11 protein-coding genes are annotated in these 12,479 nt (G+C 69.6%); 5 read left to right on the top strand and 6 right to left on the bottom strand.

Features of this window, described 5'->3' with window-relative positions:
* Positions 1 to 32: 32 nt before the first annotated feature.
* The 3 genes from DIE23_RS05620 to DIE23_RS05610 all read right to left on the bottom strand — a co-directional run bounded on the left by DIE23_RS05620 (position 33) and on the right by DIE23_RS05610 (position 2,656).
* Complete coding sequence (locus DIE23_RS05620; protein ID WP_124611201.1) at positions 33 to 1,409, bottom strand: FAD-containing oxidoreductase; 1,377 nt, start codon at positions 1,407 to 1,409, stop codon at positions 33 to 35.
* Between the two features lie 183 nt (positions 1,410 to 1,592).
* Entirely contained in the window at positions 1,593 to 2,183 is a 591-nt protein-coding gene (locus DIE23_RS05615) for a hypothetical protein (RefSeq protein ID WP_124611200.1), read from the bottom strand.
* Positions 2,184 to 2,191: 8 nt separating this feature from the next.
* Positions 2,192 to 2,656 (bottom strand): GNAT family N-acetyltransferase, encoded by a 465-nt coding sequence (locus DIE23_RS05610; protein WP_044845332.1) that lies wholly within the window; start codon positions 2,654 to 2,656, stop codon positions 2,192 to 2,194.
* A 163-nt stretch (positions 2,657 to 2,819) separates the two neighbouring features.
* Here DIE23_RS05610 and DIE23_RS05605 point away from each other — a divergent pair, with 163 nt between their 5' ends.
* Positions 2,820 to 3,458: a LysE family translocator gene (locus DIE23_RS05605; protein ID WP_124611199.1), complete on the top strand. Its 639-nt coding sequence runs from the start codon at positions 2,820 to 2,822 to the stop codon at positions 3,456 to 3,458.
* A 132-nt stretch (positions 3,459 to 3,590) separates the two neighbouring features.
* On the opposite strand, the gene DIE23_RS05600 is transcribed toward DIE23_RS05605, so the two are convergent.
* On the bottom strand, positions 3,591 to 4,802 hold the full coding sequence (locus tag DIE23_RS05600) for a hypothetical protein (protein ID WP_124611198.1): 1,212 nt from the start codon (positions 4,800 to 4,802) through the stop codon (positions 3,591 to 3,593).
* Between the two features lie 495 nt (positions 4,803 to 5,297).
* Here DIE23_RS05600 and DIE23_RS05595 point away from each other — a divergent pair, with 495 nt between their 5' ends.
* From DIE23_RS05595 to DIE23_RS05580, 4 genes are read left to right on the top strand one after another with little or no spacing between them, the layout of a single operon-like run.
* On the top strand, positions 5,298 to 6,047 hold the full coding sequence (locus tag DIE23_RS05595) for a DUF3348 domain-containing protein (RefSeq protein ID WP_124611197.1): 750 nt from the start codon (positions 5,298 to 5,300) through the stop codon (positions 6,045 to 6,047).
* A 10-nt stretch (positions 6,048 to 6,057) separates the two neighbouring features.
* Positions 6,058 to 9,105: a DUF802 domain-containing protein gene (locus tag DIE23_RS05590; protein ID WP_124611196.1), complete on the top strand. Its 3,048-nt coding sequence runs from the start codon at positions 6,058 to 6,060 to the stop codon at positions 9,103 to 9,105.
* A gap of 3 nt (positions 9,106 to 9,108) precedes the next feature.
* Complete coding sequence (locus DIE23_RS05585; RefSeq protein WP_124611195.1) at positions 9,109 to 9,753, top strand: OmpA family protein; 645 nt, start codon at positions 9,109 to 9,111, stop codon at positions 9,751 to 9,753.
* Positions 9,750 to 10,385: a DUF2894 domain-containing protein gene (locus tag DIE23_RS05580; protein ID WP_124611194.1), complete on the top strand. Its 636-nt coding sequence runs from the start codon at positions 9,750 to 9,752 to the stop codon at positions 10,383 to 10,385. Before DIE23_RS05585 ends, DIE23_RS05580 begins: the two co-directional genes overlap by 4 nt.
* A 29-nt stretch (positions 10,386 to 10,414) precedes the next feature.
* Here the strand turns inward: DIE23_RS05580 and DIE23_RS05575 are convergent, their stop codons facing one another.
* Positions 10,415 to 10,987: an NADPH-dependent FMN reductase gene (locus DIE23_RS05575; protein ID WP_124611193.1), complete on the bottom strand. Its 573-nt coding sequence runs from the start codon at positions 10,985 to 10,987 to the stop codon at positions 10,415 to 10,417.
* A 193-nt stretch (positions 10,988 to 11,180) separates the two neighbouring features.
* Positions 11,181 to 12,464: an isoprenylcysteine carboxylmethyltransferase family protein gene (locus DIE23_RS05570; protein ID WP_124611192.1), complete on the bottom strand. Its 1,284-nt coding sequence runs from the start codon at positions 12,462 to 12,464 to the stop codon at positions 11,181 to 11,183.
* Positions 12,465 to 12,479: the final 15 nt, after the last annotated feature.

The raw sequence follows: 12,479 nt of genomic DNA, 5'->3' as shown, positions 1-12,479 counted from the left end.
CGTTGCCGGCCGGTGCGCCCGCCCGCAGTTGCTCAATCGACCGGATGCAGATCCTGCAGCAATGTCGGCACGAGTTCCGACACGGTCGGGTGGATGTGCATCGCGCGGCTGATCGTCGTGTACGGCGCGCCGGCGGCCATCACGTCGAGCAGCCCGTGGACGACCTCGTCGCCCGTCACGCCGAGAATCGACGCGCCGAGAATCGCATGGCTGTCCGCGTCGACGATCACCTTCATGAAGCCCTGGCTCTCGCCTTTCTCGACCGCGCGGCCGACGCGCGTCATCGGTCGCGTGCCGACCAGCAGCCGGCGGCCGGTCTGCTTCGCTTCCGTGAGCGTCATGCCGACGCGGCCGAGCGGCGGATCGATGTACATCGCGTACGCGGTGATGCGGTCGGACACCTTGCGCGGATCGTTGTCGAGCAGGTTCGCCGCGACGATTTCGTAATCGTTGTACGCGGTGTGCGTGAACGCGCCGCGCCCGTTGCAGTCGCCGAGCGCCCAGATGCCGGGCACGTTGGTACGCAACTGGTCGTCGACCGTGATGTAGCCGCGCGAATCGGTCGCGACGCCCGCGTGCTCCAGCCCGAGATCGTCGGTGTTCGGCACGCGGCCGACCGCGAGCAGCAGGTGCGAGCCCGCGACCTCGCGGGCGCCGCCGGTGCAGTCGAGGCCGATCACGACGCCGTCGCCGTCGCGCCGCGCGGTCAGGCAGTTCGCGTCGAGCTGCACGTTGATGCCTTCGTTCGCGAGAATCTCGCGCACGGCCTGCGACACGTCCTCGTCCTCGCGACGGATCAGGCGCGGCCCTTTCTCGACGATCGTGACCTGCGAGCCGAAGCGGCGGTACATCTGACCGAATTCGAGCCCGACGTAGCTGCCGCCGACGATCACGAGATGCTCGGGCAGGAAGTCGACGTCCATCATCGTCGAGTTGGTCAGGTACAATACGGAGTCGAGGCCCGGCATCGGCGGGATCTGCGCGCGCCCGCCGACGTTGATGAAGATGCGGTCGGCCTCGAGGAGATCGTCGCCCACGCGCACCGCATCGGGGCGCTCGAATCGGGCATGACCCTGAAACACGGTCGTGTTGTCGAGCCCGCGCACCCATTGCTCGACGCCGTGGTTCGAGCGGCCGGATATCTGGTCCTTGCGCGCCTTCACGGCCTTCATGTCGACGCTGACGGGGCCGACCGACACGCCATATTCTTCCGCGCGCCGCGCGAGCTGCGCGGCGTACGCGCTCGCGATCAGCGTCTTGGTCGGAATGCAGCCGGTGTTCACGCAAGTGCCGCCGAAGCGGCCGCGCTCGACGATCGCGACTTTCATGCCGGCGCCCGCGAGCCGCGCGGCGAGCGGCGGCCCGGCTTGTCCGGTGCCGATGACGATCGCGTCGAAGTGTTGCGTCATGACGTCCTCCTGCGCAGGTTCAACGTGGGAAGGGGGACGCGCAAGCCGCATGCCGCGCCGGCGCGCGCCCGAACGGCGACGAGCGCCTATGGTAGACCGGTTGGCCCGTGCTAGCGAGTGCCGCCTGGCGGTGCCGGATGCGGCGCGTTGAAACAGGGTGCAGGTGCGACTGGGCGCGGGTTTCTATTCCTTGCGTTTCCACTGGCTGAACGAAACCGGCTTGCGCGCATCGGCGCGCGTCGCACGGACGAAATCCGGCTTGCCTTCAAGCGGAAACGATTCGGTGTGGATATCGCTGGAAAACACCCATCCCTGCGTGCGCGGGTCGTAGCGGAACGTCACGTAGTCGCTCCAGTGCTGCCCGCACGCGATGTCGTTCTGCACCGTGAAATAGCGCCCCTTCACCGCGATCCCGTCGTCGGCGGCGGATTCCGGATCGAACGGGTCGCATTGCATCGCGTCGTTCGCACGCATCACGACACGGTCGTTGCGCGCGGCGAGCCGGTAGGTGTGGTCGGCCTGTTCCTCATAGATGAGCAGTGGCCGCGGCGACGGCTGCTCGCGCGTGTCGGTCGCGCGATGCACGACGACGAGCAGGCTATGCAGGCCGTTGCCGAGTGCCGGGCCTGGCTGCGCGACGAACGGCTGATAGCCGGCCGGCAACTGCGCGGCGATCGACGGCGGCAGCAGCGGGGTTGCCTGCGCATGGCAGCACCACGCGGCGAACAGCGGAACGAGGAGGGCTCGACGAACCGCCGCGGCCGGCGCGCGCATCGTGCTCCTCACAGATCCCGCCCGAGAAACTCGGTGCCGGGCACCGGATTGAACGCAACGGGCGGCGCGGGCGTGAAGCCGAGCGAACCATACAGTTGCCTTGCGGCGACGAATTCGGGCAGCACGTCGAGACACATCCGCGCATAGCCGGCCGCCTTCGCGTCGCGCAGCAGCCGTTCGACGAGCTGGCGGCCGACGTTCAGCCCGCGCGCGTCGGGACGCACGTACACGCGCTTCATCTCGCACGTCGTCGCGTCGATTTCGCGAAACGCGGCGCAGCCGACGGCACGTTCGCCGTGCCACGCGAGCAGCAATTGCCCGCGCGGTGCCGCGTACTTCCCCGGCAGCGCGGCGAGTTCGGGCTCGTAATCCTGGAACGCGAGGCTGACGGTGGGGCTCGCGATGTACTCGCGGAAGATCGCTTCGACGACGGCGGCATCGTCGGGATAGCGGGCGGCGCGGATCTCGATCATGGCGGGTGGTGCGGGATGGCGGGAACGGCAGCCAGCATAGCAGCGCGCGGGTGCTTCCGGCGGCCCGCGAAGCGTGCCAGAATCATCGGCTTCACCGTCGGGATTCGACACGATACGACACGCAGGCGCCGGCGCTTCGGCGTCGCTGACCAAGGAGACTTCGATGACTGCATCGGCTGCCGTACTCGCCATTCTGGCCGCGCTGTGGCTTGGCGCGATGATTCCGGGCCCGAGCTTCGTGCTGGTCGCCCGCAATTCGATCGGGCTGTCGCGCCGCGACGGGCTGGCGACTGCGCTCGGCATGGGCGTCGGCGGGATCGCGTTCGGCGGCGTCGCGCTGGCCGGGCTCTATACGCTGCTGCAGGCGGTCGAATGGCTGTACGTGGGGCTCAAGCTGGCGGGCGGCGCGTACCTGATCTACATGGCGTCGAAGATCTGGCGCGGCGCCGACCGGCCGATCGCGATGGACGATTCGCAGGCCGTCGTCGCAGGCAGCGCGCGCAAGTCGTTCTGGACCGGCCTCACGACCCAGCTGAGCAACCCGAAGACGGCGATCTGGTACGGCAGCATCTTCGCGGCGCTGTTGCCGCAGCATCCGCCGCTGTGGTGCTACCTGGCACTGCCGCCGCTCGTGTTCGGCGTCGAATTCGGCTGGTACACGATCGTCGCGCTGTGCTTCTCGACCCGCCGGCCGCGCGAACTCTACCTGCGCGCGAAGAAGTGGGTCGACCGCGTCGCGGCCGGCGCGATCACGCTGCTCGGGCTGCGGCTGATCCTGAACGCGCCGAAGGCCGGGATCTGACGGCAGGCGGTGCAGCGTCGGCGCACTGCCGTTTCATTCCTGACAGGCATGCCGCCACGGCCGGTCATTCCGGAACGTGGCGGGGCCGATCCATGGGCCCGACTCACGGCCCCCGCCCCGTGCAACCGCGCGTCACACCGCCGGAAACCGCTCGATCAGCGCCGCGAAGCGCGCTTCATCCGGAAACGCCGTCACTTCATACCGCACCGGGCGATGCGCGGTGGCCGTCATCAGGTCGCCGCAGGTGTCCCGCAGCGCGGCCATCGGCACGTGGGCCGACTGCCGCGTCGCTTCCCGGTACAGCACGACGATGTCCGTCTCGGGCAGCAGCGTCGGCACACCGTCGCTCCATACCCCGACGCTGAACAGCTCGCCGTTCTGCCGCCGGTACACGGTGTACGTCGCCACGAAGATGTCGGTGCCGTCCCGCCGGTGCAGAGCGTCCAGCAGCGTCCGCTGATCCTGGTAGTCGCCGGCAAGTTCGTCCACGCGCAGCGCGTGCAGCTTCGCCTCCAGTCCTGCCGGGATGAAATTCCGCCACGCGGCGCCGTCCCAGCGCAGCATCAGCGGCGGCAGCGGGCGCGGCTGCGCGCGCGCCTGTTCCGCGAGTTCGACCATCGTCGCGAGCCCGGCCGCGTTACGGTCGCCGGTGAGCAGCAGCACGGCCCGGTTCGGCGCCATCACCACCGGCGCGCCGGAGATCGGCTGACGGTGCAGCAGGTCGGTCAGCAGCAGCCGCGACGCGTCGTAGTAGTCGCCGAACTGCGACAGGAACACGCCGTCGCGCAACGCGGCCCATGGCGCCGACGATGCGCCGCGCAGGTTGTCGATCGCGATGTCGCATGCAGCGTCGAAGCTGACGCTCCATTCGGCGAGGCGCGCGGTCGTCAGTCGCGCGACGCTGAACTCGCCGTCGTACGCGATGCCGATCTCGAGGCTCTCGCACAGCGGCCGGAACGCCACCTCCGACGCGCCCGGCTGTCCGGCGAGCTGCAGCGCGACCGCGCCGCGCTCGGTCGCGCTGCGGATCACGGGGCGCAGCCGCGCGCGGACATCCGCGAAGTTCGCCGGAATCTCGTGCTGCATCATCGCGCTAGCCTGGCGCTGCAGCGTCGCTTCGCGCTCGGCCGGCTTCGCGTCGGCGTAGTCGCGGAACAGGTTGTGCAGGTTGATGATGTTCGACGGGACATCCGCTTGCACGAGACGGCCCTTGTCGTCTTCGTGAAGCCACTCGCGCGTGTCGCCGGTCGCGCGCAGCGCGGCGATCAGGCGTTCGGCGAAGTCCTGCCGGGTGGGCGGTTTGCTGAAGCGCTCGCGCAGGCGCGCGACGAAGTCTGAAAGCATCGTGTGCGGTCGGGCGGGCCCGTCTGTTATTGGTGTGTCGTTGTCATGGGCGGCAGCTCCCGTCTCGGGGCGCCGACTGCGGCCCGCGGATATCGGCCGGATATCCGTCACGCGTCCGGCGGACCGCGCGCCGGTTGCAGGGCGGCGCGGGCCCGCATCGGGCGCGATCGCATGGCGGGTGTCGCGATGGTACCGCACGTCCGCGACGAAATCGTACCCGGGCGAACATGGGCGGCATGGCGTGGCGAGAACCGGCGCCCGCCGGGGCGGCTTCGGTCGGCGGCCGACCGTCTCGCCGGCGCTGCCGCGAAAGGCGACCGAGCGCGTCACCGGGGCCGCGCCGGCGCACCGGGAAATCCCGGCAATCGGCCCGCGAGCCTTGTGCGGCGGGCGTTCGCGTCCGTTGCACGACGTGCCGGACCCGGCCGGTTCCCCGATTCTGGCGGTCGACCTCCCGACGACGTGTAAACTGCTGCCTTTTTGACGGTTTGCAGCATGGTGCAAGCACCCCCGCGCCCGGCACTGAGCGGCCCGACGCTCGTCCGGCTGCTCGCGCGCCTGACCGATGCCGACGTCGCGGAATCCCGGCAGACGCTGTCGGACCGCCTGAGCCAGTGGCTCGGCTGGACCGACGCGATCACGCTGTCGTCCGCGCTGAATGCGAGCCCGCCCGGCGTCGCGGCCGGCGTGCGCGGTTACGACGCCGAGCGCGACTGTGCGCGCGTGCGCCACGACCTCGCGCAGGCGATCACGGTCGCCCACCGTCCGCCTACGCGGCGGCGCCCCGGCGAGATGCCGCCGCCGCCCGCCGACACGGCCGACTTCGCGGATTTCCGCCAGAGCTGTCTGTCGCTGCAGCAGGAAATGGAAACGGCGATCGGCCAGTTGCGCGGCCGCCTGCGGGTCGCGCTCGCCGCGCGCGCGTCCGGGATGGCGCGGCTCGCGACGCTCGACGCGATCATGGAGCGCGTGCTCGGCGCGCGCGAGCGCGGCCTGCTGTCCGCGGTGCCCGCGCTGCTCGGCACGCGCTTCGAGCGGCTGCGCGACGCGGAACGGCAGGCGCTGGCCGACGGGCAGGCGGCGGCCGCTCTTGACGCCGAGGGCGACGCACCGTCCGCCGCGGCGATCGTGCCCGGCACGTGGCTCGACACGTTCCGCAACGAGATGCAAAGCATCCTGCTCGCCGAACTCGAAGTCCGGTTTCAAACGGTAGACGGGCTGCTCGCGGCCCTTCGTACCTGCTAATCCCTACGCTATGTCCAGAATTCGTCTTGATCTCGTTGTCTTCATCGCCGGCCTGCTCGCAGTGTGCTGGATCGGCGTCGGCTATATCGCGTCGAACCCGCTCGCGACGGCCGTCACGCTGCTGATCGGCGCGTGCTACGTCGCCGGTGCGTGGGAACTGCTGCGCTACCGTCAGGCGACCGCCACGCTGTCGCGCGCGGTGGCCGGCCTGACCGAACCGCCGGCGAAACTCGACGCGTGGCTCGATACGCTGCACCCGGGCCTGCGCGGCGCCGTGCGGGCGCGTGTCGAAGGCGCGCGCGTCGCGCTGCCGGGCCCGTCGCTGACGCCGTATCTCGTCGGCCTGCTCGTGCTGCTGGGCATGCTCGGCACGCTGCTCGGGATGGTCGTGACGCTGAAGGGGACCGGCGCCGCGCTCGAAAGCGCGACCGATCTCGACGCGATCCGCGCGTCGCTGATCGCACCGGTGAAGGGCCTCGGCTTCGCGTTCGGCACGTCGATCGCGGGTGTCGCGACTTCCGCGATGCTCGGCCTCCTGTCCGCGCTCGTGCGCCGCGAGCGGCTCGACGCGGGCCAGCGACTCGACGCGAAGATCGCGACGACGCTGCGCGTGCATTCGTCCGCGCACCAGCGCGACGAATCGTTCCGGCTGCTGCAGCGCCAGGCCGACGTGATGCCGGCGCTGGTCGACCGGCTGCAGACGATGATGACGACGCTCGAGGCGCGCAGCGTCGCGCTGCACGATCGCCAGACCGAAAGCCAGCAGGCGTTCTTCGATCGGACCGAGCGCGCGTATGCGGGCCTGGCGTCGAACGTCGGCGATGCGCTGAAGGAAAGCGCCGCCGAGAGCGCACGCGTGGCCGGTGCCGCGCTGCAGCCGGTCGTCGCGGCGACGATGACGGGGCTCGCGCAGGAGATGGCCGCGCTGCGCGACACCGTGACGGGCGCCGTTCAGCGTCAGCTCGACGGGCTGACCGACGGTTTCGAGAAGACCACCGGGAACGTGACGGCCGTCTGGAACCGTGCGCTCGACGAGCAGCGCCGCGCGGGCGACGCCGTCGCGCAGCAACTGCAGACGACGCTCGGCCAGTTCACCGACACCTTCGCGCAGCGTTCGACGGACCTGCTCGACGGCGTCGCGACGCGCCTCGAATCGACCGAAGGCCGGCTGTCCGACGCGTGGCGCGATGCGCTCGCGCGCCAGGAGCAGGTCGGCGAGACGCTGGCCGGCCAGCATGCGCAGGCGCTGGGCGAAGCCGCCGCGACGTTCGAGCGGCATTCGGGCGCGGCGCTCGCCGCGATGCGCGAGTCGCATGCGGGCCTGCAGACGCAATTGGCCGCGCGCGACGAGGAACGCCTGTCGGCGTGGCATGCTTCGGTGACCGCGATGGCCGCGAAGCTCGGCGACGAATGGCAGCGCGCGGGCGCGCACAGCGCGAGCCGTCAGCAGGAAATCTGCGACGCGCTGGCGCAGACGACGCACGATCTTACCGCACAAGCGGCAACGTTCGAGCAACGCTCGAACGAGCTGCTGTCGACGATTCGCGATTCGCATACGGGCCTGCAGACGCAACTCGCGGCACGTGACGAGGAACGTCTGTCGGCATGGAACGACTCGCTGGCGGCGATGGCGACGAAGCTCGGCGACGAGTGGCAGCGCGCGGGCGTGCATAGCGCGGGCCGTCAGCAGGAAATCTGCGACGCGCTGGCACAAACCACGCGCGATCTCACCACGCAAGCGGCAACGTTCGAACAACGCTCGAACGAGCTGCTGTCGACGATTCGCGATTCGCATACGGGCCTGCAAACGCAACTGGCCGCACGCGATGAAGCGCGTCTGTCGACGTGGAACGACTCGCTCGCCGCGATGGCAACGAAGCTCGGCGACGAGTGGCAACGCGCGGGCGTACATAGCGCCGGCCGTCAGCAGGAAATCTGCGACGCACTTGCGCAAACGACGCGCGATCTCACCACGCAAGCGGCAACGTTCGAACTACGCTCGACCGACCTGCTGTCGACGATTCGCGAATCGCATACGGGCCTGCAGACGCAACTGGCCGCGCGCGACGAAGAACGCCTGTCCGCGTGGAACGACTCGCTCGCCGCGATGGCGACGAAGCTCGGCGACGAGTGGCAACGCGCGGGCGTTCACAGCGCCGGACGTCAGCAGGAAATCTGCGACGCACTCGCACAAACCACGCGCGACCTGACCGCACAAGCGTCGACGTTCGAACAACGCTCGAACGATCTGCTGTCGACGATCCGCGAATCCCATGCGGGCCTGCAGACGCAACTGGCCGCACGCGACGAAGAACGCCTGTCCGCATGGAACGACTCGCTGGCCGCCATGGCCGCCGCGCTGCGCGACGAATGGGCGCGGACGAGCGCACAGGCCGCGACGCGCCAGCAGGATATCTGCGACACGCTGACCCGCACCGCGAACGACATCACCGCGCAGGCGCAGGTGCACGCGAGCGACACGATCAACGAGATCTCGCGCCTCGTGCAGGCCGCGTCGGAAGCGCCGAAGGCCGCGGCCGACGTCGTCGCCGAGCTGCGCCAGCGCCTGTCCGACAGCATGGTGCGCGACACCGCGATGCTCGAGGAGCGCAGCCGCCTGCTCGCGACGCTCGAGACGCTGCTCGGCGCGGTCAACCACGCGTCGACCGAACAGCGCACCGCGATCGACGCGCTCGTCAGCACGTCGGCCGACCTGCTCGACCGCGTCGGGGCGCGCTTCAACGACACCGTCGATGCCGAAACGCGCAAGCTCGATTCGGTGGCCGCGCAGGTCACGGCGGGCGCCGTCGAGGTCGCGAGCCTCGGCGATGCATTCGGTGCGGCCGTGCAGGTGTTCGGCGAGTCGAACGACAAGCTGCTGAACCACCTGCAGCGCATCGAGGCCGCGCTCGAGAAATCACTCGCGCGCAGCGACGAGCAGCTCGAGTACTACGTCGCGCAGGCGCGCGAGGTGATCGACCTGAGCATGATGTCGCAGAAGCAGATCATCGAGGACCTGCAGCACATCGCCGGTCGGCGGGCATCGGTCGGAGCGTAACGCATGCACGACGAAATCGACGACGGCGCACCTTCCGCGCCGGTGTGGCCCGCGTTCGCCGACCTGATGTCGGTGTTGCTCGGCGCGTTCGTGCTGATCCTCGTCGGCGTGATCGGCATGCAGTTGCAGCTCACGTCGAAGCTCGAGGAAGCGGTGCGCGCGCGCCAGCAGGAAGCGCAACAGCGCAAGTCGCTCGAGGAGGCGCTCGCCGGGCCGCTCGCGGCCGGCCGCGTGACGCTCGTGAACGGCCGTATCGGCATCAGCGGCAACGTGCTGTTCGCGCTGAACTCCGATCAGCTGCAGCCCGCTGGCCGCGATCTGCTGAAGACGCTCGCCGGGCCGCTGGCCGCGTACCTGAAGACGCGTGACGAGATCCTGATGATCAGCGGTTTCGCCGACGACCAGCAGGTGCGTGCCGGCAACCGCCAGTTCGCGGACAACTGGGAACTGTCGGCCAAGCGCGCGCTGACGGTCACGCGTGCGCTGATCGACGCCGGCGTGCCGGCGCCGTCGGTGTTCGCGGCCGCGTTCGGCTCCGAGCAGCCGGTCAGCTCGAATGCGGACGATGAAGGCCGCGCGAAGAACCGCCGGGTGGAGATCGCACCGGTGCCGCGCAAGACCGCATCGAGCGGGGGGAAGGCGAAGTGACGGACGACGCGACGCACGTGCGCGCGACGCTCGACGCGTGGCGCGTGCAGGGTGCCGACCGGCTCGATCCGGTGCGCTTCCATCGGCTCGACGCGCTCGAGAAGCGCGCGGCCGCGCTCGACGGCGACGCGCGCGCGTTGCTCGATGCGCGGCTCGCGACGCTGCTGGAAGGATTTGCGGAGATCGTCGCGCGCGCCGGTGACGCGGCAACCGCAAGCGGGACGGTACAAGCCACCGCACAGGTGCCTGCGCGCAGCCTGCTCGGCGGGCTCGTCGAGCAGCTCGCGCGCGATGCGCAGGCCGACCGGCGCGGGATCGATCCCGCGCTGATCGACTACTTCCGCACGATGTGGTCGAAGGTCCGCACCGAACAGCAGTATCGCCAGTCGCTCGACCAGGTGCCGCGCAACGCGGGGCCGCTCAATTCGAACAGCCTCGTGCATCGCTCGCTCGCGACGATGCGCGAACTGTCGCCGGAATACCTGCAGCAATTCCTGTCGTACATCGATGCGCTGGCGTGGCTCGAGGATCTCGCCGGCGGCGGCGCGCTGCCGGAGAAGGAAGCGCCGCGCGCGAAGGCGGCGAAGCCGGTGAAACCGGCGCGGAAGACCACGCGCACCAAGGCGCGATAACGCATGTTTTCAGCCGCGCCGGTCGGCGTCTAGCGACCAGGCGCCTGCGCGTCGATCGCCGCGCGCAGCGCGTGCAGCGCGTCGGTCAGCGCCGACGCGAACGGCGGATGCGCGGCGATGCCCGCCGCGTCGAGCTGGCTGCCGAGGATCGGCAGCGCGATCGACGCGCGTTCGACGATGCACGCCGACATCACCGACAGCGTTTCCCGCAGCGCCGCGTCCGCATGCGTCGCGCGCGGCGACGCGTTCAATACCGCGACCGGCTTGTACACGACGGCTTCGCATCCCACGACCCAGTCCAGCGCGTTCTTCATCACGCCCGTCACGCCGTGCGCGTATTCCGGGCTCGCGATCAGCACGCCGTCCGCCGCGTTCAGCCGCTCGATCAGGTCGCGTACCGCGTCCGGCGACGGAGATTCGGTATCGGGATTGAACAGCGGAAACTCGCCGAGACGATCGAAGCGCGTGATGCGCATCCCGCGCGGCGCGACGCGTGCCGCCGCATCCAGCAGTGCCGCGTTGTACGACTGCGCACGCAGGCTGCCGCACAGCGCGACGATGTCGATGCGGCGCTCGGAATCGGTTCGGGGTTCGGTCGCCATCGGGGAGCGTGTCGGTGGGGGCTTGCGCGACGGCGTCGCGCGGATCCGACGGATTATCGCATCGGTGCGTGGGCGACGTGACGCGCACTGGCGGTGCCGCGCCGGCGATGCAATTCGCGTCCTTCCTGCGGAAATCTCGCGTCCTGACACCATGCGACAACGACGTTCGCCATCCCGGTTGCCCGTCGCCGGCTCACGCCGCCTGCCGCCCCCCGAACGCCTGCTTGATCCGCGCGAACAGCCCGTGCTGCGCGATCCACGCCGCATACGCGCGATAGTCAGGATCGCGCATCAAATGCCGCTCCTCCGTCTTCGCCCGCGTGTAGTAGATCAGGTTGACCGCGACGAGCCCCGCGCAGTGCATGAGCCCGACCTGCCAGCCGAGCGGCTCGACGAACGGCACCGACACCATCCAGTACGACAGGTTCTTCGTGATGTACGCCGGATGCTTCGTGAAGCGGTACGGGCCCGACGTGATGATCCCGCGGTTCGTGAGGTTCGAGAAACGCAGCCCGAACGAGATCGTCGACAGCGCGTAGGTCATCAGCAGCAGGATGATCACCGCACCCCAGATCACGCGCAGCGCCGGCGCGGACAGCAGCCAGTTGTCCCAGAACAGCGAGCCTTCGTAGCGGATGTAGTTGTTCGAGATCAGCGACCAGAACGGCTGGTAGCACATCAGCGCGGCGACCCAGCCGAGCGTGGTCGGCTCGACGGTACGCACGTGGCTGTCGAGGATGCGGAACGTGCACAGGTAGCCGACGGTGCCGAACATCAGGTCCATCGTGAACGACAGGTCGTACAGGAACACGAAGGTCGCGAGCGTCATCGGCGCGTGCAGCGCGTTCGCGAGCGACGCGCTCAGGTGATCGGCGTCCTTCGACAGGTAGACGGTCATCAGCGGCAGGAAGAACGCCTTCACGCCCCAGCCGGCGAGCATCTCGCGCACGGGCTGCCAGCTCGCGGGCTGCTCGCGGCGGAACAGGTAGCGGCCCCACAGCAGGTACGCGTCGTCGGTCTCGCGCTGGTGCCGATCCATCCACGCGAAGTAGAACGGCGCGGCGACGATCACGTACGGCGCGAGCGAACGCAGCAACGACCAGAACGGCAGGTAGAACGCGCCGTGATATTCGGGCAGCAGCCAGTAGATCATGCCGATGCCGGCGTAGATCGACGTCTGCGCGCCGAGCCGCGTCGCGACGCGAGCGAGCCCGAGCGGGCGCACGGCCTGGCGCGACAGTCCCGCGCTCGGGCGCAGGTAGACGCGCGAGACGAAGATTTCGTGCAGCGCGATCGTGCCGATGATCGCGAGGCTGGCGATGATCGCGCGCGTGGCCGCGTCGAGGGTCGGCTGGTCGCGGGTGATCCACAGCGCGAAAAGCCCGGCCGCGATGCTGAGCAGGCCGGCGCGGAATGGCGTGGCGGAACGGGGCGGGCGGTCCTGGACCGCGGCGACGCCGTCGAGCGTGGAATTCATGATTGGATCCTCGTC

Origin of the sequence: Burkholderia sp. Bp9143 (assembly GCF_003853645.1) — a bacterium.
Lineage (GTDB): Bacteria > Pseudomonadota > Gammaproteobacteria > Burkholderiales > Burkholderiaceae > Burkholderia.
Note: the sequence above shows the minus strand (reverse complement) of the source record. Positions and strands in the feature narration are given on the sequence as shown.